Origin of the sequence: Frateuria sp. GZRR33 (genome assembly GCF_051900425.1) — a bacterium.
Taxonomy (GTDB): domain Bacteria; phylum Pseudomonadota; class Gammaproteobacteria; order Xanthomonadales; family Rhodanobacteraceae; genus Frateuria_A.
This window is the reverse complement of record NZ_JBHZGK010000003.1, coordinates 116,209-138,174: the sequence shown is the minus strand read 5'-3', so window position 1 is coordinate 138,174 and position 21,966 is coordinate 116,209. Positions and strand designations below refer to the sequence as shown.

19 protein-coding genes are annotated in these 21,966 nt (G+C 69.8%); 3 read left to right on the top strand and 16 right to left on the bottom strand.

Translation table 11 applies throughout. The features are described from left to right. Positions 1–5 precede the first annotated feature (5 nt). The 8 genes from ACFWZU_RS04845 to ACFWZU_RS04810 all read right to left on the bottom strand — a co-directional run bounded on the left by ACFWZU_RS04845 (position 6) and on the right by ACFWZU_RS04810 (position 10,457). A complete protein-coding gene (locus ACFWZU_RS04845) occupies positions 6–533 on the bottom strand; it encodes a type IV pilus modification PilV family protein (protein ID WP_439700291.1) in 528 nt (175 codons plus the stop codon). Continuing rightward, complete coding sequence (locus ACFWZU_RS04840; RefSeq protein WP_439700290.1) at positions 530–982, bottom strand: pilus assembly FimT family protein; 453 nt, start codon at positions 980–982, stop codon at positions 530–532. Before ACFWZU_RS04840 ends, ACFWZU_RS04845 begins: the two co-directional genes overlap by 4 nt. A gap of 86 nt (positions 983–1,068) precedes the next feature. After that, on the bottom strand, positions 1,069–1,476 hold the full coding sequence (gene gspG / locus ACFWZU_RS04835) for a type II secretion system major pseudopilin GspG (RefSeq protein WP_439700486.1): 408 nt from the start codon (positions 1,474–1,476) through the stop codon (positions 1,069–1,071). Between the two features lie 38 nt (positions 1,477–1,514). Beyond that, complete coding sequence (gene gspF, locus ACFWZU_RS04830; RefSeq protein ID WP_439700288.1) at positions 1,515–2,732, bottom strand: type II secretion system inner membrane protein GspF; 1,218 nt, start codon at positions 2,730–2,732, stop codon at positions 1,515–1,517. Positions 2,733–2,823: 91 nt separating this feature from the next. Next, the gene (gspE, locus tag ACFWZU_RS04825) at positions 2,824–4,554 is read right to left on the bottom strand and encodes a type II secretion system ATPase GspE (protein WP_439700287.1); all 1,731 of its coding nucleotides are present in this window, start codon (positions 4,552–4,554) and stop codon (positions 2,824–2,826) included. A gap of 209 nt (positions 4,555–4,763) precedes the next feature. Then, complete coding sequence (locus tag ACFWZU_RS04820) at positions 4,764–6,578, bottom strand: ESPR-type extended signal peptide-containing protein (RefSeq protein ID WP_439700285.1); 1,815 nt, start codon at positions 6,576–6,578, stop codon at positions 4,764–4,766. A 64-nt stretch (positions 6,579–6,642) separates the two neighbouring features. After that, complete coding sequence (locus tag ACFWZU_RS04815; protein ID WP_439700284.1) at positions 6,643–8,286, bottom strand: M4 family metallopeptidase; 1,644 nt, start codon at positions 8,284–8,286, stop codon at positions 6,643–6,645. Between the two features lie 212 nt (positions 8,287–8,498). After that, positions 8,499–10,457 carry a S8 family peptidase gene (locus ACFWZU_RS04810; protein ID WP_439700283.1) on the bottom strand — a complete coding sequence of 653 codons (1,959 nt, stop codon included), beginning with the start codon at positions 10,455–10,457 and terminating at the stop codon, positions 8,499–8,501. 274 nt (positions 10,458–10,731) lie between these two features. Here ACFWZU_RS04810 and ACFWZU_RS04805 point away from each other — a divergent pair, with 274 nt between their 5' ends. Beyond that, positions 10,732–11,517, top strand: coding sequence for a TatD family hydrolase (locus ACFWZU_RS04805; protein ID WP_439700281.1), 786 nt, complete (start codon positions 10,732–10,734; stop codon positions 11,515–11,517). Between the two features lie 289 nt (positions 11,518–11,806). On the opposite strand, the gene ACFWZU_RS04800 is transcribed toward ACFWZU_RS04805, so the two are convergent. From ACFWZU_RS04800 to ACFWZU_RS04775, 6 genes are all read right to left on the bottom strand, one after another. After that, on the bottom strand, positions 11,807–12,553 hold the full coding sequence (locus ACFWZU_RS04800; protein WP_439700280.1) for a class I SAM-dependent methyltransferase: 747 nt from the start codon (positions 12,551–12,553) through the stop codon (positions 11,807–11,809). Positions 12,554–12,653: 100 nt separating this feature from the next. Next, positions 12,654–13,187 (bottom strand): pseudouridine synthase, encoded by a 534-nt coding sequence (locus ACFWZU_RS04795; RefSeq protein WP_439700279.1) that lies wholly within the window; start codon positions 13,185–13,187, stop codon positions 12,654–12,656. A gap of 3 nt (positions 13,188–13,190) precedes the next feature. Beyond that, entirely contained in the window at positions 13,191–14,069 is an 879-nt protein-coding gene (locus ACFWZU_RS04790) for a class I SAM-dependent methyltransferase (protein WP_439700278.1), read from the bottom strand. Positions 14,070–14,104: 35 nt separating this feature from the next. Further along, positions 14,105–14,767: an NYN domain-containing protein gene (locus ACFWZU_RS04785; RefSeq protein ID WP_439700277.1), complete on the bottom strand. Its 663-nt coding sequence runs from the start codon at positions 14,765–14,767 to the stop codon at positions 14,105–14,107. 290 nt (positions 14,768–15,057) lie between these two features. Continuing rightward, entirely contained in the window at positions 15,058–16,170 is a 1,113-nt protein-coding gene (locus tag ACFWZU_RS04780; RefSeq protein ID WP_439700276.1) for an S-(hydroxymethyl)glutathione dehydrogenase/class III alcohol dehydrogenase, read from the bottom strand. Positions 16,171–16,246: 76 nt separating this feature from the next. Further along, positions 16,247–17,161, bottom strand: coding sequence for a LysR substrate-binding domain-containing protein (locus tag ACFWZU_RS04775; protein WP_439700275.1), 915 nt, complete (start codon positions 17,159–17,161; stop codon positions 16,247–16,249). 129 nt (positions 17,162–17,290) lie between these two features. On the opposite strand from ACFWZU_RS04775, the gene ACFWZU_RS04770 reads away from it, so the two are divergent. After that, positions 17,291–17,464 (top strand): hypothetical protein, encoded by a 174-nt coding sequence (locus tag ACFWZU_RS04770; protein WP_439700274.1) that lies wholly within the window; start codon positions 17,291–17,293, stop codon positions 17,462–17,464. Between the two features lie 153 nt (positions 17,465–17,617). After that, complete coding sequence (locus ACFWZU_RS04765) at positions 17,618–18,571, top strand: aldo/keto reductase (RefSeq protein ID WP_439700273.1); 954 nt, start codon at positions 17,618–17,620, stop codon at positions 18,569–18,571. Between the two features lie 14 nt (positions 18,572–18,585). Here ACFWZU_RS04765 and ACFWZU_RS04760 read toward each other — a convergent pair whose 3' ends face one another. Both ACFWZU_RS04760 and ACFWZU_RS04755 read right to left on the bottom strand, forming a co-directional pair. After that, a complete protein-coding gene (locus tag ACFWZU_RS04760) occupies positions 18,586–19,602 on the bottom strand; it encodes a TraB/GumN family protein (RefSeq protein WP_439700272.1) in 1,017 nt (338 codons plus the stop codon). Positions 19,603–19,720: 118 nt separating this feature from the next. After that, positions 19,721–21,955 carry an NADP-dependent isocitrate dehydrogenase gene (locus ACFWZU_RS04755; RefSeq protein WP_439700271.1) on the bottom strand — a complete coding sequence of 745 codons (2,235 nt, stop codon included), beginning with the start codon at positions 21,953–21,955 and terminating at the stop codon, positions 19,721–19,723. Positions 21,956–21,966: the final 11 nt, after the last annotated feature.

The window sequence follows — 21,966 nt, the reverse complement described above, 5'->3', positions numbered from 1 at the left end:
CGCACTCACGACCCGGCTCCCTGCGGCTGCGGGCCACCGACACGCAAGGTGCTGAAGCGCGCGCTGTAATCGTGCCCTGCGCTCTTCCACATCACGTTCAGGTCGAGCCGGTAGAGCTTGAGCGGCGAGGCTGGTGCGCGCGGCTGCGGGCCGTTCGCCTGCGCGGTGACCGGCAACTGGAACGGACGCACGTCCAGCTGCCAGCGGTAGTGCTCGTCGAAACGTCCGCTGCTCTGGCCGACGCGGATCGGCTCCAGCACGAACGCGCTGTCGAGCAGGCTGCGCGCCCACATGGCCGCTTCGCTGCGTTCGGCCGAACGCGCGGTGAGCGTGAGCGAGCTGCCGGCCACGCGCATCAGCGAGGCGAAGGTGATCGCCAGCAGCAGCACGGCGGCGATCACTTCGAGCAGGGTGAAGCCCCTGGCGCGCGTGGCGCGCCGGGAATGCCGGATGGGTGATTCCCGGTTCGAACAAATGGGCGGCGGGCGCTTGCGCGCGCTGCCGAAGCCCGGATCCCGCGCGCCCGCGATCACGACGTCACCACGCTCACCGCGCCCGTCAGCCAGGCCACGTTGACCTGCCAGCGGCGCTCGCCGCGCTGCAGGGTGATGTGGCCCCCGGTGGAACTGCCGTCGGGAAAGAAGCGGATGCGGCCGGTGTGATTGTCGGGCTGGTCCTCGCGCGCGCTGGTGATGGACAGGCGCATGCCCTTGGGCAGCGCCACCTCCTTGCCGCCAGCCGCCTGGTAGCTGGCCGATCGGGTATCCAGCGCGAAGGTCTGTTCCTTGCCCTGGACGATCGCCTGCGCACGGGTCGCGCGCAGCGCGGCGGCCAGTTCGACGCTGGCCGCACGCGTGCGTGCGCTGGCCAGTCCCTGGGTCACCGACACCGCGGCTGCCGCCGCGGCAATGCCGATCAGCAGGATCACGGCGAGCATTTCGAGCAGGGTGAAGCCCCTGGCGCGGGAAGCGCGCCGGGACATCGGCAAGGGAAAACAGGGGCTCGGCAAGGCATGCAAGCAGCCACGCGCTCCTGCGATTGCCCATTCCCGATGCCCGGTTCCCTGCTTCATTGCCAGTTACCGATGTCCTGGCTGTAGCCGTCGCCACCGGGCTTGCCATCCTGGCCGTAGAACACCAGGTCGTAGCTGCCATGCTCGCCGGGCGCCTTGTAGCCGAAGGCATGGCCGAACGGATCGACCAGATCCGACGGCTTGGCGTACGGGCCCTGCCAGTTCGGCGCGTTCGGCGGCTTCTTGACCAGCGCGTCGAGGCCTGCCGGCGGTGAGCCGTTGTCCAGTGAGTAGTTCTCGATCTTCTGGCCGAGCGCCATCAGCTGCGCCTTGCCCGCGCCGTACTTGCCCTTGTCGACGCTGCTGCCGACCTGGCGCACCACGATCGCGCCGATGATGCCGATCAGCACGATCACGGCGAGCATTTCCAGCAGGGTGAAGCCGCGGGCGCGTCGCGCGCGCATCGAGCCGGTCCGTTGGTGTTTCATTGTCACTCTCCACATCATTGAATGTTCGCCGTGAGGCTCAGCAGCGGCAGCAGGATCGCCGCCATGATGATCGCCACCAGCACCGTCATCACGATCGTCAACGCCGGCACCAGCGCAGCCAGCAGGCGGTCGATCGCGCGCCTGGATTCGAGATCGAAGGTGTCAGCGACCTTCAGCAGCATGCTGTCGAGCTGCCCGGCCTCCTCGCCGACCTGCACCATCTGCAGCGACAGCCGCGGGAAGCGCTGCGAGCGCGCCAGCGCGGCGCTCAGGCCCCCGCCGCCCTTGACCTGCTCGGCCGCCTGCGCAAGCGCATCGTCGAGCGCAGTGTTGCCGGTGACCTGGCGCGCGATGCCGATCGCGGTGAGCAGCGGCACGCTGTTCTTCAGCAAGGTGCCCAGCGTGCGCGCGATGCGCGCGGTCTCCACTTTCAGCAGCAGCGGGCCGATCACGCGCAGGGTCAGCAGCTTCGCATGCCACGCCATGCGCAGCGCCGGATCGCGCAGGCGCGCGCGCCACACGGCGATGCCGACGATCAGCACGATCATCAGCAGCCACCACCAGGTCTGCAGTACCTGGCCGATGAACAGCACCACGCGCGTGATCAGCGGTATCGGCACCTGCATGTCCTGGAAGATTGGCACGAACTGCGGCACCACGTAGGCCAGCAGCAGCACCAGCGAACCGAGCACGCCGATGAGCAGGAACGCCGGGTAGATCAGCGCGTTGATGATGCTGCCGCGCAGTTGCTGGGCGCGTTCGAGGTATTCGGCCAGGCGGCGCAGGGTGTCCTCCAGCGAACCGCCGGCCTCGCCCGCTCGCACCAGCGAGATGTACAGCTTGGGGAACACGCCGTGCTCCTCCTCCAGCGCCTGCGACAGCGTGGTGCCGCCCCGCACGCGGTCGCGCACGCGCTCGACCAGCCGCCTGGCGCGCTCGGCCTCGGGCAGTTCCATCAGGATGCCCAGCGCGCGGTCCAGCGGCTGGCCGGCGCCGAGCAGCGTGGCCAGCTGGTGGGTGAACTGCGCGAGCTGGTCGCCGGTGAACGGGCCGCGCTTGAGCAGTGCGGCGAACGCCGAGCCTTCGCCCATGGCGTCGGCGGGCCTGGCCTCCAGCGGCGTATGGCCCTGGTCCTGCAGGCGGCCGATCGCCTCCTCCATGCTCGGCGCCTCGATCTGGCCCTGCAGCATCTCGCCGGCGGCGCTGATGGCGCGGTAGCGGAACTGCGCCATGTTCAGGCCCCTCGCCGCAAGAGCAACGCGTGGCTCTGCTCCCTCTCCCCTCCGGGGAGAGGGAGTAAAGGCAGCGTCGGCTCGCATGGCATCAGCCTTCCTGCGTGACACGCAGCACCTCCTCGAGGGTGGTGACGCCGGCCACCGCCTTGGCGATGCCGTCCTCGTACATCGTGCGCATGCCTTCGGCGCGCGCCTGCCGCTCGATCTCGCTGGCGTCGGCGCGCTGCATCACCAGCCGGCGCAGCGGCTCGCTCATCACCAGGAACTCGACGATCGCACGGCGGCCGCGGTAGCCGGTCGGGTTGGCCGCGCTGCTGCCGGGCTTCCACAGCCGGATCGGGCGCTCGTCGGTGTACTTCTCCAGTTCGAACTCGGCGATCACCTCGGGCGACGCCTCGTAGGGGATCGCCGTTTCCGGATCGAGCCGCCGCACCAGGCGCTGCGCCAGGATCGCGTTGACGGTGGAACCGAGCAGGTAGTCCTCCACGCCCATGTCGAGCAGCCGCGTGACGCCGCCGGCCGCCGAGTTGGTGTGCAGGGTGGAGAGCACCAGGTGGCCGGTGAGCGCGGACTGGATCGCGATACGGCAGGTTTCCAGATCGCGCATCTCGCCGATCATGATCACGTCCGGATCCTGGCGCATGATCGAGCGCAGCGCGTTGGCGAAGTCCAGTCCGATCTGCGGCTTGACCTGGATCTGGTTGATGCCTTCGAGCTGGTATTCGACCGGATCTTCGACCGTGATGATCTTCACGTCCGGCGTGTTGATCCGCGACAACGCGGTGTACAGCGTGGTGGTCTTGCCCGAGCCGGTCGGGCCGGTCACCAGCAGGATGCCGTTGGGACGTTCGAGCACCTCCACGAAGCGCTTCTCGAACGCGGGCGTGAAGCCCAGCGAGGCGAAGTCGAACACCACCGACTCGCGGTCCAGGATACGCATCACCACCGATTCGCCATACGCGGTCGGCACGGTCGATACGCGCAGGTCCAGCTCCTTGCCCTGCACGCGCAACTGGATGCGCCCGTCCTGCGGCAGCCGGCGCTCGGCGATGTTGAGCTTGGCCATGATCTTGACGCGGCTGATCACTGCCGCAGTCGACGAGGACGGCGGCGCCTCGACCTCGTGCAGCACGCCGTCGATGCGGTAACGCACCTTCAGGCGGTTCTCGAACGGCTCGATATGCACGTCGGAGGCGCGCTGCTCGACCGCGCGCTGCAGGATCAGGTTGACCAGGCGGATCACCGGCGCCTCGGAGGCGAGGTCGCGCAGGTGCTCGACGTCGTCCTCCTCGCTGGCCTCGCCGCCGAGGTTCTCCACGATGGTGCCCATCGCCGAACGGCCGGTGCCGTAATAGCGCTCGATCAGGTCGTCGATTTCCGAGCGCAGCCCAACGCGCAGCGCGACCGGACGACCGGCAGCCAGCTCGACCGCCTGCAGCGGATACGGATCGGCCGGGTCGGCCACCACCAGCGCCAGGCCGTCCTCGCCCTCGCGCACCGGCACCACATGCTGCTGCTTGAGGAAGCGCAGGGACAGTTCGGGTTCGGCCGGCGGCATTTCCGGCGCGTCGCGCGCGGCCAGCAACGGCACGCCGAGCAGCTCGGACCAGCCTTCCGCCAGGTCGCGCTCGGACACCAGCCCCAGCCGCGCCAGCAGCGCGGTCAGGGTGCCCTCCGGCGCCTCCTCGTGGAGGCGGCGCGCGCGATGGAGGTCGCTGTCCTTGAGGTTGCCGCGCGACACCAGGAGTGCGCAGACCGCCGCTTCACGGTCGTCCACGGAGAGCGCCCAGGTGGCCGCGGGCGTTGGAACTGCCGACATGCAGTGTCTCCCGCCAGTCACGTCAACCCGTCAACACCCCCCGCGTCGACGAGAAAAAGCCATTGGTAGCACATCCCCCGGCCCGGGCGCGAGCGCGCGGCGGGAGATGCCGTGGAACTTCCGACTAACATCACGCGCACAAGTTCAGCACAACGTGAAACGGCCGGCGCCTGCATGTGCGCCGGCCGTCCGCAGACCCGTTCCGGGGTTTACCAGCCCACGCCCAGGCCCACGCCGCCGGAGGTTTCGCTGCCGCTGACCGCCGCGCCGAAGGTCAGGCTGGCGTGCGAGGACAGCTGGCGCGAATAGCCCACCGCCAGGGCGCCCTGGTTGTGGTAGCCGCCCACGCCCACGCCCAGCCGGTTGGGGCTGTTGATGCCCTGGGTGCTGAACGCCATCTGCGACATTGCCGCCCCCATGGCGCCGACCTCGTCCACGCGATCGTTGACCCCGCGGAAGCGGTCATCCATGTCGCGCCGCAGGCTGGAGACGTCGGTGCTCATGCTGGCAACCCGCTGGTCGGTGTAGGAGCGGGCCGTGGCCAGCGCCTGGTCGACCTGTCCGGTGTTGGCCGCGTCGGTGGGCGCACTGCCGGCCTGCACGTTGGTGATACGGCGCTGCTGGGTGGCGCTGCCGACCGAGACGGTGTCAGCCTGGTCAGCCACCGAGCCCTGGCCCAACGCGACGGCACCGTCGGCGGTGACCAGCGCTCCCTGACCGAGCGCGGTGCCGGACGGCGCCACGACCGTGGCGCTTTCGCCAACCGCCACCGCGTTGGTCGCGCTCGGACCGATGGCTGCATTGGCGCCCAGCGCAGTGCTGCCATCGGCCAGCACCAGGGCACCGGCACCCAGCGCGGTGTCGTTCGGGCCGGCCGCGTAGCTGCTGTCGCCCAGCGCGACGCTGGACCGGCCGTCGCTCTCGGCCCCCACGCCTGCCGCCAGCGAGTAGTCGCCGGCACTGTACGAGCCATAGCCGAGCGCGGTGGAGAGAAAGCCCTGCGCCACACTGAAGCCGCCGAGCGCCACGCCGCCGGCATCGAGCGCACCGCTGTTGAAGCCGATGGCGGTCGACTGCTCGCCCAGCGCACCGCCGGGCGCATCGGAACCTTCCTGCGATCCGATGCCCACGGCGTAGGAACCGCTGGCATTGGCGTCGGTGCCGAGCGCCGTGCTGTTGACGCCCGTCGAGACAGCGTTCAGGCCCATCGCGGTGGCGCCGTCGTTGCCCGCGAACGAGGCTGCGCCCAGTGCCGACGCGCCGGCGCCCTGCGCCCAGGCGCCGTTGCCCTGCGCGGTGGCGTTGTCGCCCAGCGCCACGGTCTGGTAGCCCGAAGCCAGTGCACCACGACCGCTGGATACGGCCAGCGAACCGAGCGCGATCGAGCCCTCGCCTTCGGCCACCGTGGCGTAGAAGCCGTTGTCCGGGTCCGGATCGCCGCCGCCGATGGCGATGGCGCCACGGTCGGTCGCCTCGGCGTTCGCGCCCAGCGCCACGCTGTTGTAGCCGTCGGCACCGGCATTGGTGCCCCCGGCGAAGGAGCCCTGGCCGGTGGCGTAGGAGAGCGAGCCCACCGCGGTGCTGTCCACGCCGTCGGCACCCGAGCCTGCGCCCAGCGCCGTGGCGCCCGAGCCGCTGGCCTCGGTGGTGTAGACCGTGCCGTCGGTATCGGTGTAGGCGCCGCCCACGGCGGTGGAACTGTCGGCGGTCGCGCTGGCATCGGAGCCGACCGCGCTGGCGCCGTTGCCGGTCGCGGTCGCGTTGGCGCCGCAGGTGAACGAGCCATCGCCTGTCGGCGTGGCCGGCACGGTGGTGGTCGTGCCATCGGTGGTGTAGGTGCAGCTGACCGGCGCGGTCTGCGCATGGACGCCCTGCGGCGCCAGCGAGCAGACCGCAGCAAGCGCTACGGCCACCGCCCCTGCGCCCAGCACACGACCGCGCTTGCCCGCCGCCGACGCCAGTTCGGAGGCGACCACCGGCGCACCGAGCGCGCGGTTCCACACTTTGCTGTAGATCTTGTTCACCAGGATTCTCCAATGCATGGGGCCTGGCGGCGTACGCGCCGCCGGCATCTCCGCAAGAAAAGGGTCAACGGCGCAGGGCCGGCGCGGGGGCCCGCGCCCCGCGGCGGGGCGCCGCGCCCCCGCCGGGGGTGCTGTTGCAGGCCACGCCGACCACGTTGAAAGCGTTGGCCACGTCGCTCACGCTGTAGCCACGATCGACGGCCGCCTGCTCGACGCCGCAGGCGCCGCCATCGAAGGTCTCGTTCGGCGCCCAGTACAGCGCGTTGGCGTCGTGGAACACCTCGAACGCCATGCGCGTGTTCCAGCCGGCGGTCCTGGCCAGCGTGCAGAACGCGCGGTTGTAGACGCCGCTGGTGTAGTGCACGTCGAGGCTGTCGTTGTACTGGCTGGCGTTGTCGATCGAGCCGCCGTCGTTGCTCGGCGTGCACATGTCGCGCAGCGCGGCCATGCCGAGCATCGGCACGGTGGCGGGCTTGACCATGTCGGCGCCGACCATGAAGTCGTTGCTGCCGCGGTCGAAGTACTTCACCGCTTCGCCGGCCATGTCGGAGAACGCCTCGTTCATGCCGCCGGACTGGCCGGTGTATTCCAGCCCCGAATGCTGTTCGGTGAAACCGTGGCTGATCTCGTGGCCGGTCACGTCCAGCACGACGAACGGGTAGAAGTACTGGTCGCCGTCGCCGAACACCATCTCGGCGCCATCCCAGAACGCGTTCTCGTAATTGGTGCCGTAGTGGACCCACATGTGCAGCTGCATCGGGCTGCCGTCGCCATTGCGCAGCGGCGGGGTGCCGAACCAGTTGCTGTACATGTCGTAGACCACGCCGCCGAAGTGGTGCGCGTCGTTGATCGCCGAGTAGGCGCCGTTCATCTCATCGCCCATGCTCGTCCAGCCGGCCGGGTTGGTGCCCGCGCAACCGAACGACCAAAGCGTCGTGCGCTGGCCGCCAGCCAGGTTGTAGGTGGCAACCTTGTCGTTCTGCAGGTAGCAGACGTTGCCGATCCGGGTCGCTTCGAGCAGTTCCTGGCCGGGACCCGAACCGTCGTACCAGTACAGGCCGGTGAGGTCGTTGCCGCCCGGGCCGTTGGCCTGGACCGCCACCGGCGTGCCGCCGGGCGGGCGCCGGCCGGTGGTCAGGCCGTCCCAGTGGCGGAGCACCTGCCCGGTGTTCGCGTCGACGATGGCCGTCGGGCGCGAGATCCGGCCGCCGACGTTGACCATGTAGGAGGTGCGGTAGACCAGGCGGGACTTGCCGTTGGACTGCGGGTACACGAACAGCTCGCTGTGCGCGTGGCTGGCCGTGTCGCGCTGCTGGCCGAGCCGGGCCTTGAGCCGGGCCTGCGCCTGGCCGCCGGTCAGCCGCGGGCGCACCGAGCGCAGCGTCGTCGCCAGGCTGCCTTCGGCCTCGCCCTCGGCGCTGACTACGTTGCCGGCGCGGTCGCGCTCGACGACGAGGCTGCGGCCATACACGGGCACGCCCTGGAAGGTCTGGCGCTCGCGCGTCTTGATCGTGCCGCGGACGGTATGCGCGTGGGCGCTGGCGGCGAAGGTGCTGCCCTTGCCCAGGCCCAGGCGCGCCGCGAGCGTGGCCGGGGCGAGATGGCCGAGACGGCCGGCATGGACGTGGACGGGCGTGGCCTGGCACAGCGACGCCGAGGCGCAGCCGAGCGCGGCGAGCAGCGCGCCGGCGAGCTTCTTGTGGAGCATGGTTTTCCCCCTACGGACGAGAGCCCCGGGCGATGCACAGGGCCTTGTTGGTGTTGCCATTTCGTGAAAATGACAACTTCGTCACGTTATGCGGGGTTGACGGGAGCGTCAATTGCGAAATTTTCCAAGGGCGCTACCCCCGGCCTTCTGTTAGAACTGGCCGGTTGTCGCGCCCAGGAAGGCCGGCGTCCAGCGGCGCCGGCCCTGCCTGGTCAGCGTGCGGCGACGTATTTGCCCACCAGGTCGACACCGCTGTAGTCGGTGCGCCCGACCAGGGTAACGAACCAGCTTCCGGCCGCCGGGTGGTCGAGCACCACCGACTCGCTGGTGCCTGCGTGGGCGGAGCGGCAGTGGTAGTCCTCGGCCGTGGCGGGGGTACCGGGGTTGACGTAGAGGGTAACGTCGCCGCTGCCGCCGCCCGTGCGCAGGCTCAGCTTGCCGGTCCCCTGGGGTACGTCGATGCGGTACACCGTGCGGCTGCCCTTGGCCCCGGACTGGTCCGACAGCGCCACGCCGTTGCCCAGCAACGTCGCCTGGCTGGTGGTCGAACCGCCGCTGGCGATGGCCATGTTCACCGCCGCGTAGGCGTCCAGGATGCCGGCGCCGATGCGATGGTCGGGCGCCACCTTGGGCGTGGCAGCGGTGCGCGTGAGGATGTCCAGCACCGCGGCGGGCGACAGCAGCTTGAGGCCGCGGGCCAGCCGGGCGGCCTGCATCAGCGCGACGGTGCCGCTGACGTGCGGGGTCGCCTGCGAGGTACCGGCATAGCCGGCGTAGTTGGAGTCGTCCGCGACCGGCCTGGTGGTGCCGCTGTTGATCGCCTGCCAGACGAAGCCGTCCGAAACCTGCTCGCCGCTGCTGCGGTCACCGGCGTAGATGCCGCCGCCCGGCGCGGCCAGGTCGACCGTGCGCCCGTAGTTCGAGTAGTAGGCACGCCGGCTGGTGATGCCGGTGGCGGCGACCGTGATGGTGCCCGGGCAGCTGGCAGGCGAGAAATTCTTCGCGTTGTCGTTGTCGTTGCCGGCCGCGACGACCACCACCGCGCCGCGCCTGTTGGCCAGGGCGATCGCCTGGCCAATCGGGTCGTCCGCGGTGCACTGGCCGTAGCCGCCAAGGCTGAGGTTGATCACCTGCGCCGGATGGGTGTTGTCGGGCACGCCGTCGACATGGCCGCCGGCGGCCCAGATGATCGCGTCGCTGATGTCGCTGTCGTAGCCGCCGCAGTGGCCGAGCACGCGGATCGGCAGCACCTGCGCGCGATAGGCGATGCCCGCCAGCCCCACGCCGTTGTTGGTGCGCTCGGCGCCGACCGTGCTGGCGACATGGGTGCCGTGCCAGGAGCTGGGCTGCGGCGGGTTGAATTCGTCCGTGCACATCGATTGCCACGGCTTGCCGGTGGTCCAGTCGCCCGGGTCCCAGCCGCCGGGGACGCGGCCGTCGGTCTTGCGGCCGGAAAGGAACGCGTCGGTGATGAAATCGTAGCCGGCGCCGGCCAGTTTGGTATTGACGTCCACGTGCGTGGTGATGCCGGTATCCAGCACGGCGATCACGATGCCCTTGCCGTCGGCGAGGCTCCATGCGGCATTGACGTGCGAGCCGCCGTAGTTGCGGTGGCCGGAGGCGGTGGCGCGGCCGCTGGCCGCCTTGAGGTCCCACTGGTAGCTGGCGTATTGCGTATCGGTCGGCCGGAACGCGCTCGGGCGCAGCGACGCGGGCGCGGCAATGTCGGCCACCGGGTGCCGCAGCACGTCCGGCGCCACGTGCAGCACGGCCGGGTCGCTGGCGATCTGCGCCATCAACGCCGCCGCTTCATTGCGGTCGAGCTTGCGCGAGGTGCGCAGCACGTCGGCGCCGATCGCCAGCCGCCGCCCATAGCTGGCCTGCACCGGCGCCTGCATCATGCCCTGCGCGCTGAACGTGGCACGCACCAGGCCGGCACGGGAGAGCGCGGCGCCCATGCTCTGCTGCATGAGCGAGGGGTTGGCCCGCTCGGCGCTGCCTGGCCGCCAGGTCACGATGAAGCGGTCGTACTGGCCGTTGGTCTTCAGCGAGCTGACGTTGTAGTGGGTGCCGCCGAGTCCGCCGGTGGTGCTGGCGGCGTGCGCCGCCATGGAGAAGGCGAAGGCCATGGAAGCGCCGAGCAGCGCCCCGATCCGCATACGTTTTGACATGAAGTGATTCCCCGGTCTTGAGCACCCGCCGCCTTGCACGGCGGGCAGTACTGCACGGAGTCCTGCAACTCCGCTTCCGTCGACGTCGGTCGCTGTGGACACGTCCTGCCGGCTGTCGCGTGACTGCATCACGAACGCCCCCACTGCTTCCCTGCCGTCGTCGGCTTGCAAGCTAGGTGGTCGTTTGTCGCCCCGATGTGACAGCGGGCTGGACGGCTGCGCGCCTTGCCAATCCGGCCCGCTCTGCAACAATGCGCGCTTTTGCGGGCAAGCCATGCAGCTGATCGACATCGGCGCCAACCTCACGCACGAATCCTTCCGCCACGACTTCGCCGACGTGCTCGCGCGAGCCGCGGCGCAGGGTGTCGCGCGGATGATGGTGACCGGCGCCTCGCGCGAGGGCAGCGAGCAGGCGTTGGCATTGGCGCAGGCGCATCCTGGCGTGCTGTGGGCGACCGCGGGCGTGCATCCGCACCACGCGATCGACTACGACGAGGGCACTGACACCCGCCTGCGCGAGCTGGCCGGCCTGCCCGAGGTGCGCGCGGTCGGCGAGACGGGACTGGACTACCACCGCAACTACTCGCCGCGCGACGTGCAGCTGCGCGTGTTCGAGCAGCAGCTCGCGATCGCCGCGGAGCTGGGCAAGCCGCTGTTCCTGCACCAGCGCGACGCCCATGCGGATTTCCTGGGCCTGCTCAAGCGCTACCGCGACCGCGTGCCGGCGGCCGTCGTGCACTGCTTCACGGACACCCGCGAGGCGCTGCACGACTACCTGGCGCTGGACTGCCACATCGGCATCACCGGCTGGATCTGCGACGAGCGGCGCGGCACCCACCTGCGCGCGTTCGTGCGCGAGATTCCCGCCGACCGGCTGATGCTGGAAACCGACGCGCCCTACCTGCTGCCGCGCACCGTGCGCCCGCAGCCGAGCCACCGGCGCAACGAGCCGATGTACCTCAGGCACATCTGCGAGGAGGTGGCGCGCGATCGCGGCGAGCCGGTCGAGGTGACGGCGGCGAACAGCACGGCGGCAGCCATGGCGTTCTTCGGGCTGTAGGGAGCGCTTCGCTCCTGGCGCAGGGAAAGGAGGCGAGCTGCAGGTGCTCTTCGTCTCTTTCCTCTTCCCCTGGCGCATCGAAGCTTGCGGGAATACGTGCGGGAGCGGCCCGTTCGTGCGTGGCCGCTCCGCGACCTGGCTCGCCTGCCGCGGGAGACCACGCAAGAGCGGGACCAACAAAGCCCACCATGCGGGAGCATTCCCGCGAGCCCCGGCCCCCCACCCAGCCCTCTCCCCGCAGGGGAGAGGGAGCCAACCCAACCCCATTCCCTGGGGGAACGAAACCTCGTCAGAGGCGGCTTACGCGAGTGAAGAACGGCCAGCGCACGGTACGTACCCTGTCGGACTCGCCCCAGGCCTGCGCGAGCGCGGGTGCCGCCACTTCCACCGGGTCGACGCCCACGCGCTCCAGATACCGCTGCGTGGCCGACCAGGAGCGCAGGTAGGCGAGGAACTGGGTGAGATTCCAGTGCGCCTGCATGGCAAAACTGGGCGTGGCCACCGGCTCGAACGGAGACGGCAGCCTGCGATAGCCCTCGTCCACCAGCGCGCGTTCAGGCGGCCAGTGGCCACCGAGCGTGTTGGCGTAGAGCTCCCACTCGACCGCATCCACCGCCCGGTCGACGCTGCAGTTGCCGTAACCGGAAACTGCCAGCAGGGCCCCCGGCCTGGCCACCCGGCGCACTTCCTCGTGGAAGGCTTCCAGGTCGAACCAGTGCAGGGCCTGCGACACGCTGACCAGGCTCACGCTGCCCGCCGCCAGGCTGCTGTGTTCGGCCGGCTCCACGCGGTAGTCGATGGCCCGGTGGGCACGGGCCTGGGCGATCTGGGTGGCGCTCGGGTCGGTCGCCACCACGCGCTCGAAGTGCGCGGCCAGCCCGAGGCTCGCCTGGCCGTTGCCGCAGCCGGCATCCCACGCCAGCGCGGTATCCGGCGCCTGCCCGGCGAGCCACTCGAACCAGTCGGCGGGCGGCAGCGGGCGGGCGTCGCGGTAGAGCGTAGCGTGGCCGGAGAAGTGGTCTTTGAAGGTGGTCATGCGCGCATGGTTCCCCGACCGCGACCTTTGCAAAAGCCCACGGGTGGGCGGTGTTTTTTTCTGACAGCCGGCGAGCAGCGGATCGCCCACAGGTGGGCTCCTACAAGAGGCGGCGGGTTTCGCCCGGCGGCAGGCCATCCAGGGCCCAGTCGCCGATGCGCACGCGGATCAGCCGCAGGGTGGGAAAGCCGACCGCCGCCGTCATCCTTCGGACCTGCCGGTTGCGCCCCTCGCGCAGGGTGACCGTGAGCCAGCTGGTGGGAATGGCCTTGCGGAAGCGTACCGGCGGGTCGCGCGGCCACAGCCAGTCCGGCTCGGCGGCGTGCCCGGCACCGGCCGGCAAAGTGGGGCCATCGTTGAGCGTGACGCCCCGGCGCAGCGCGGCGAGCGCCTCGTCGGTGATGGCTCCGTCGACCTGCACCAGGTAGGTCTTCGGTTGCTTGTGGCGCGGATCGGTCAGGCGGTGCGCGAGGCGGCCGTCGTCGGTCAGCAGCAACAGGCCTTCGCTGTCGTGGTCCAGCCGTCCGGCCGGATAGACGTCCTTCTGCTGGACGTAGCCAGCCAGCGTCGGCCGGCTGCCGTCACCGGAGAACTGGCACAGCACGCCATAGGGCTTGTTGAGCGCGAGCAGCATCCGTCACGGCGCGGAGGCCGCATGCGCGGGCGCTTCGGGTTTCACGAAGCGCAGCGTCATGCGGTCGGACTCGCCGATTGCCTGGTACCTGGCCTTGTCCTGGTCGCCCAGCGCCAGCGTCGGTGGCAGCGTCCAGACGCCCTTGGGATGGTCGTGGTCGTCCTTCGGGTTGGCATTGACCTCGCTGCGGGCGTCCAGCACGAAGCCGGCGTCGGTGGCGAGCTTGACGACGTAATCCACCGGCAGGTAACCGCTGCCCTTGACCTCGTCCAGCGAAGCGCCGGCGTCGGCGCGGTGGTCGACCACGCCGAGCACGCCACCGGGCTTGAGCACGGCGTAGAAGGCCTTGAACATCGCCTGGGCCGTGCCGTCCATCGCCCAGTTGTGCACGTTGCGGAAGGTCAGCACGCGGTCGGCCGAGCCCGGCGCGCCGAGCACCGGCGCCTTTGGATCGAAGGTCACGATGGCGGCGTGGCCGAACTGCGCCGGGTGTGCGGCGAAGAGCTTGCGCAACGCGCTGTCGTCACTACGCGCTTCGTCGTCGGCGGACGGCTGCTTCTCGGCGGCGATGTAGTGGCCGTTGTCGCGCAGCAGCGGCGCCAGGATCTGCGCGTACCAACCGCCGCCCGGGGTGATTTCGATCACCGTCTGGTCGGGGCGCAGCTCGAAGAAGCCGAGCGTTTCCTTCGGATGGCGGTACGCGTCACGCGCGCGCTGCTCGGCCGGGCGCCAGTCGCCACCGATGACCTGGTCAAGCTGCGTGGAGGTGTAGTCGCTGGCGCTGGTCGGCGGCACCAGCGCGTCGGCGGGCTGGTCCTGCGCGATGGCCGGCAGGGCCAGCAGACAGGCGGTGCAGAAAGCGGAAAGCAGCAGGGTCTTCATGGTGTCTCCTTACGGCCACGCACGGAACGGTTGAATCAGAAGGGGCGCGGGCAGACCGACTGCAATCCGTCGATGTGCTCGTGCAGGTCCGGGGCTATACCCTGCCACATCGGATCGAGGATGAAGTCGATGCCCTCGTAGCGGGCGAGCTTCGCCGCCGGGATGAAGTCCGCATCGCCGGCAACCAGGATGATCTGGTCGACCAGTTTCTTGTAGGTCAACGCCGCGATGTCGATGCCGATCTTCATGTCCACCTGGGTCTGGCGCATGTCCGGCTCGAAATGCTCGTCGCCAAGATCCTCCCACGCCAGGGTGCCTTCGCGCAGCTGCTGGTAAGCGTTGTAGCGGAGTTTCCATTCGCCGCGCTCGGCCAGTCGGCCGAGCCGCAGGGCCATCTTGCGCTGGCGGCGCAGCTGGTCGTGCAGCTCGCGGCGGAAGGCAGCCGCACCGGTGCGCGAGAAGTCCACGGCCTCGCCGCTGAGCGGTCGCACCAGCACCTTGTCCAGCGGCGGGCAGTCGTAGAAGAAGATCCGGTAGAGCTGCTCGCGCGGCCGGTCCAGCGCCTTGAGGTGCTCCAGCGCCATGCCGAACACGGTCTTGGCCACGGTACGCGCGTCGTTGGCGTCGCGCTCGCCCCAGACCTTGCGGTAACGGGCAAGGAAGAAAGCGCCGTCGACGAGGATGGCGGTGCGTTGCATGGGGATCCTTTGGGGGGAGCGCCGGGGAGGCGGGCGCATTCTAGCGGAGCGCGCCCGTCCGGGCCCTCCCCGGCCAACGCGGGGGAAGGTGCCGACAGGCGGATGAGGGCGCCTTTGGGCGGGATAAGCGGGAGAGCCTTCCGCAAGGCCTCCCCCCATCCGCCCTTCGGGCACCCCCCGTGAACGGGGGAAGGACGATCACCGCGCCGCGTGCCCGAAGCCCTCCTCCGGACAAGGCGGGCACTCCAGCCGTTCGCCTGCCTTCCGCGAGCGGGGAAAGGGTCGACGGCTCAGTAGCGGATCACCGACCGGATCACGCGGCCCTCGTGCATCGCGTCGAACGCCTCGTTGATGCGCTCCAGCGGCAGCTCCTGGCTGACCATCTCGTCGATCCGGATCTCGCCCGCCAGGTAGCGGTCGACGTAGCCCGGCAACTGCGAGCGGCCCTTGACTCCGCCAAACGCCGAGCCGCGCCACACGCGCCCGGTCACCAACTGGAACGGCCGCGTGCGGATCTCCTGGCCCGCGCCGGCCACGCCGATGATCACCGATTCGCCCCAGCCCTTGTGGCAGCACTCCAGCGCCGAGCGCATCACATCGACGTTGCCGATGCATTCGAACGAATAATCCACGCCGCCGCCGGTGAGCTCGACGATCACCTGCTGGATGGGCGTGTCCGGATAGTCCCTCGGGTTGACGCAGTCGGTCGCGCCGAGCAGGCGCGCCATCTCGAACTTGGACGGATTGGTGTCCACCACGACGATGCGCCCGGCCCTCGCCATCACCGCACCCTGTACCACCGACAGCCCGATGCCGCCCAGGCCGAACACGGCCACGCTGGCGCCCGGCTCCACCTTGGCCGTGTTGAGCACCGCGCCGATGCCGGTGGTGATGCCGCAACCGAGCAGGCAGACCTTCTCCAGCGGCGCGGCCGGGTTGATCTTCGCGACCGCGATCTCCGGCAGCACCGTGTACTCGCTGAAGGTGCTGGTGCCCATGTAGTGATGGATCATCCGGCCGTCCTTGGAGAACCGCGACGTGCCGTCGGGCATCAACCCCTGCCCCTGGGTGGCGCGGATGCGCTGGCACAGGTTGGTCTTGCCCGAGCGGCAGTATTCGCAGGTGCCGCACTCGGGCGTGTACAGCGGGATGACGTGGTCGCCGACGGCAAGCGTGGTCACGCCCTCGCCCACCTCCTCGACGATGCCGCCGCCCTCGTGGCCGAGGATCGCCGGGAACAGGCCTTCCGGATCGGCGCCGGACAGGGTGAAGGCGTCGGTGTGGCACACGCCGGTGGCGACGATGCGCACCAGCACCTCGCCGGCCTTCGGCCCGGCGACGTCCACGTCCTCGATCGACAACGGCTTGCCTGCTTCCCAGGCAACGGCGGCACGGGATTTCATGGGGCGGCTTTCCAGTAGGGGGAAGCGCCCATCATGCCGCGCGCGCGAAGGCCGGGAAACCGCCCGGCGGTGCAGCTCAGGCAGGCGACGCCTGGTCCTCGTGCAATTGCGGCATCTGCGCGCAATAGGCCTCGGCCTCGGCCAGCAACCACTGGCGGAAGACCTGCAGGCCCTGGTGTTCCTCCGAGCGCGGCGGGTAGACCAGCCAGTAGGCCTCCTGGATCGGCAGGTAGCGCTGGCCCAGCACGACCAGGCGGCCGGCCTCGATCAGCGAGCGCGAGCTGACCATCCGTCCCAGCGCCACGCCCAGCCCTTCCAGCGCCGCGTGGCGCAGCGCGTCGGTGCTGTCGAAGTGCGCCACGTAACGCCTGGGCGGCGTGCCGCCGGCCTCCGCGAACCATTCGTTCCAGCGGTCGCCCGGGTCGCCCAGCAACGGCCAGGCGCCGAGCTGGCCCGGATCGGCATCGCCCATGCGCGCGATCAATTCGGGCGTGGCCACAGGCGCCAGCCACTCGCCGAACAGCCGTTCGCTGGCCAGTCCCGGCCACTGGCCACGGCCGTAGCGCAGGGCGGCATCGACCGGCTCGCGCTCGAAATCCACCAGCGTGGTGGCGGTCTGCAGGTTGAGCTCCAGCTCCGGATGCGCCGCCACCAGCCCGGGCAGCCGCGGCACCAGCCAGCTGGACATGATCCCGGAGCTCGCGCTCAGGGTGAGCGAATCGTGCCGCCGCTCGCGGTAGCGCGCGAGTGCGTGGTCGATGCCGTCGAAATGCTCGCCGACCGCCTCGAGCAGGCCGCACCCTTCCGTGGTGAGCGTGACGCCGCGGGGGCCGCGCTCGAACAGGCGGCGGCCGAGGCGATCCTCGAGCTGGCGGATCTGGTGGCTCAGCGCGCTGACGGTGAGGTTGGCCTGGACCGCCGCGCGCGACAGGTTGCCGACGCGCGCGACACGCACGAACTGTTGCAACAGACCCAGCGGAACATGGCTCACGCGGTCGGCTCCAGGCGGCAACGCCTTGAAATCCGCTCAAGGCTGGCTTGCGAATATATCGCTTTTGGGCGCTACCGACGCGGCGTACCTTGAGCACACCCCAAGGCAATACCCCCACCGGAGGTTCCCGTGAAACCGTTCTGGAAGCAGTTGCTTTACCTGCATGGCCACGCCCTGCCTACCCAGCTCCACTGGCGCGAGGATGCCCCGGCGGCCCGCGGCCGTCATGCCGTGGCGGCCGTGAAACCGGTGCCGCCGATGCTGCGCTGGCGCGACGTGCTGCGTGCGGCGCTGATCAGCTAGCAGCCCGCCCGGACGGCAGCCCTGTCCGGGACGGCAGGGGCCCGCCGCGTCGGCGGTCATGAGGCCTGCGGTCGCGTACCGGCTCGCTCCTGCCGTTGATTCCGCCGCAAGCGCGTCCATGTTTCGACGGATGCCCATCTCCGGAGGAACCCCATGCACCTGCGCCCGCTCGGCCGCTCGCCGCTCGCCATCGCCCCGCTCGCCTTCGGCGCCAACGTGTTCGGATGGAGCGTCGACGAGAAACGCGCCTTCGATCTGCTGGATGCCTTCGTCGACGCCGGCTTCAACCTGGTCGACACGGCGGACGTCTATCCGGCGTGGGTGCCGGGCAACCGCGGCGGCGAGTCGGAAACCATCATCGGCCGCTGGCTCAAGGCCAGTGGCAAGCGCGACCGGGTGGTGATCGCCACCAAGGTGGCCAAGTGGGCCGAACACCCCGGCCTGTCGCCGGTCAACATCCGGCAGGCGGTGGAGGGCTCCCTCGAGCGCCTGCAGGTCGATTGCATCGACCTCTACCAGGCCCACGAGGACGACGCTTCAGTCCCGCTGGCCGAAACGCTGGGCGCGTTCGGACGGCTGATCGAGCAGGGCAAGGTCCGCGCGATCGGCGCGTCGAACTATTCGGCCGACCGCTTCGCGGAGGCCCTGCGGCTGTCGGTCGAACACGGGCTGCCGCGCTACGAATCGCTGCAGCCGGAATACAACCTGCTGCGCCGGGCCGCCTACGAACGCGAACTGGAACCGCTCATCCGGCGCGAGCAGGTCGGCGTGATCAGCTACTACGCGCTGGCCAGCGGCTTCCTTTCCGGCAAATACCGCAGCGAGGCGGACCTGGCCAAGAGCCGTGCGCGCGGCGCCGGCGTGCGCAAGTACCTGGATGCGCGCGGGCTGGGCGTCCTCGATGCGCTCGACCGCGTGTCCGCCGCCCACCAGGCGACGCCCGCGCAGGTCGCGCTGGCCTGGCTGATCGCCCGCCCCGGCCTGACCGCGCCGATCGCCAGCGCGACCAGCGTGGCGCAGTTGCACGAGCTGCTGGGGGCGGTGGATCTGGCCCTGGCGCCGGAGGAAATCGCGGCGCTGGACCGCGCGAGCGCCGAGCCAGGCTGACCGCGCGCCGGTCGTTACGGCGCGTCGTCTGCGCCGTCCGCGGGTTCGATGGCGTTGCCGTCGGTTGCCAGCACCTGCAGGTAGCCGTCCGGCTGCAGCGCCTCGCCGATCGGCAGCAGCGCGAAGGTGGTCTGGTTGGCAGCCAACGCACGGCGCGCCTGCGTCAGCCACGCCTGGCGCACCTTCGCCTCGACGTCGGCCAGGCCGAGCTTGCGTGCGAAGTCCGCGCCACTGACCGCGTCGCGGCAGGGCATGTCGCCCACGCCATTGGCGAGCTGGCGCAATGTCAGCAGGTCCCCGGTGGCCCACGCGTTGGCGCGCGCGCCCATGCGCGCGACGTCGGTCTGCACGCGGTCGAGCATGGCTTCGAAACACGCCACGTCGTCGAGCCGCTCGCGCTTGAACTCCTTCACCAGCGCTCTGGGATCGTCCACGCGGATCACATAGTGGGTGGGCGTGCGCTTGATGTCCTCATGCTTCGCCGCCTCGACCAGCAGGGGCACCACGCCCTTGCGGTCCATGCCGGCGTCCTTGATGGCCGATTCGTACAGCTCGAATCCGGCGAACAGCGGCCGCCACTTCTCCACCTTGCGGTCGCGGCCGATGAAGCGCGCCTTGAGCACCAGCCAGCGCGCGTAGTCCGCCGGCGGCACGCTGTCCTTGAGCAGGGCATGGTCGGGGTTGTTGCGGACGCCGATCAGCCGGGGCAGCAGCGCCAGCTTGCCGAAGAAGCCCAGCTTTGCCTTGAGTCCGATGCCCGGCTCCAGCAGCAGCTCCTGCGAGTGCATGAGTCGATCGAGCACTTCGTGTGACTGCCACTGCATGTGGCGCGGCAGCGGATCGAGCGTACCGAGCACCCACAGCACGTGGCCGTCGGGCGAGGTCACCTTCCACAGCCCGGGCCCGGGCTGCTGGCCGCTCACCATCACCGGCGCCAGCGTGGTGACTGAGGCGGGCGTCGCCGGCGCTGCCTGCTCGCTCCGGACGGCAACGGCGACCAACGCGAGGAACAGCAACAGGAAGATGCGCATCGGAGCCTCGTGGTGGCGGTACCGTCCGCGCGTACGCGCGGACGTCGCCCCGGTGGGAGCGGGCGGCGCGAGCGTTCCGCCCGGCAAAAGGAAAGGGCGCCGATGGCGCCCTTCCTGTTCAGCCCTGCAGCGTCGCCAGTGCGTCGTTGAAGGTCTTGCTCGGCCGCATCGCCGCGGCGGTGCGCGCCAGGTCAGGGTGGTAGTAGCCACCGATGTCCACCGGCTTGCCCTGGGCCCCGTTCAACTCGGCCACGATGGTCGACTCGTTGTCGGCCAGCGCCTTGGCCAGCGGCGCGAAGGTCGCCTTGAGCCTGGCGTCCTCGTCCTGGGAAGCCAGCGCCTGCGCCCAGTACAGCGCCAGGTAGAAGTGGCTGCCGCGGTTGTCCAGCTCACCGACCTTGCGCGCGGGCGACTTGTTGTTGTCCAGGATCCTGCCGTTGGCCTCGTCCAGCGCCTTGGCCAGCACACCCGCGCGCTGGTTGCCGTAGCGCTCGGCCAGGTGCTCGAAGGAGGCGGCCAGGGCGAGGAACTCGCCGAGCGAATCCCAGCGCAGGTAATCCTCCTGGACGAACTGCTGCACGTGCTTGGGGGCCGAGCCGCCCGCACCGGTCTCGAACAGGCCGCCGCCGGCCATCAGCGGCACGATCGAGAGCATCTTGGCGCTGGTGCCCAGCTCCATGATCGGGAACAGGTCGGTGAGGTAGTCGCGCAGCACGTTGCCGGTCACCGAGATGGTGTCCTGGCCCTTGCGGATGCGCTCCAGCGAGAAGCGCATCGCCTGGTCAGGCGACAGGATGCGGATGTCCAGGCCGCTGGTGTCGTGGTCCTTGAGGTAACGCTCGACCTTGGCGATCAGCTGCGCATCGTGCGCGCGCTCGGGATCCAGCCAGAACACCGCCGGGGTGCCGGAAAGGCGCGCGCGGGTGACGGCGAGCTTGACCCAGTCCTGGATCGGCGCGTCCTTGGTCTGGCACATGCGCCAGATGTCGCCCGCCTGGACCTTGTGCTCGAACACGCTGCGGCCGTCCTGGTCGCTCACGCGCACGGTGCCGTCGGCGGCGATCTCGAAGGTCTTGTCGTGCGAACCGTATTCCTCGGCCTTCTGCGCCATCAGGCCGACGTTGGGCACCGAACCCATGGTCGCCGGATCGAACGCGCCGTGTGCCTTGCAGTCCTCGACCACCGCCTGGTAGATGCCGGCGTAGCTGCGGTCCGGGATCAGCGCGAGCGTGTCCTGCAGCTCGCCCTTCGCGTTCCACATCTTGCCGGAGTCGCGGATCATCGCCGGCATCGACGCGTCCACGATGACGTCGGAGGGCACGTGCAGGTTGGTGATGCCCTTGTCGGAATTGACCATCGCCAGGCCCGGGCGCTTGGCGTATTCGGCCTCGATGTCGGCCTTGATCGCCGCCTGCTTGTCCTGCGGCAACTGCGAGAGGCGCGCGTAGAGATCGCCGATGCCGTTGTTGGCGTCGAAGCCGATCTGCTTCAGTTCGGCCGCGTGCCTGGCGAGCACGTCCTTGTAGAACTCGCGCACCACCACGCCGAACATGATCGGGTCGGAGACCTTCATCATGGTCGCCTTCAGGTGCAGCGAGAACAGCGTCCCGGCGGCCTTGGCCTCGGCGATCGCCGTGTCGACGAAGCGCGCCAGCGCGGCGCGGCTCATCACGGCCGCGTCGACCACTTCGCCGGCCTGCACGGCGACCTTTTCCTTCAGCACGGTGGTGCTGCCGTCGTTGCCGACCAGCTCGATCTTCAGGCTGCCGGCCTTGTCCATCGTGGCGGACTGCTCGGAACCATAGAAGTCGCCGGCGTCCATGTGCGCCACGCGGGTCTTCGAATCGGCGCTCCACTTGCCCATCTTGTGCGGATGCTTGCGCGCGTAGTTTTTCACCGAGGCCGGTGCGCGGCGGTCGGAGTTGCCCTCGCGCAGCACCGGGTTGACCGCGCTGCCTTTGACCTTGTCGTAGCGCGCCTTGATGTTGTACTGCTCGACGTCGCCGTGGACCTCGTCGGGGTAATCCGGCAGCGCGTAGCCCTGGGCCTGCAGTTCCTTGATCGCGCTCTTGAGCTGCGGCACCGAGGCGCTGATGTTGGGCAGCTTGATGATGTTGGCATCCGGCGTGGTGGCGAGCTGGCCGAGCTCGGCCAGGTCGTCGGCGATGCGCTGGTCTTCCTTCAGATGCTCCGGGAACTGCGAGAGGATCCGCCCGGCCAGCGAGATGTCGCGCGTCTCCACGTCGATGCCCGCGGTACGCGCAAAGGCCTTCACGATCGGGAGCAGCGACTGGGTGGCCAGGAACGGCGCTTCGTCGGTCAGCGTGTAGAGAATCTTCGGAGCTTCGGACATCGTCTGCGTGA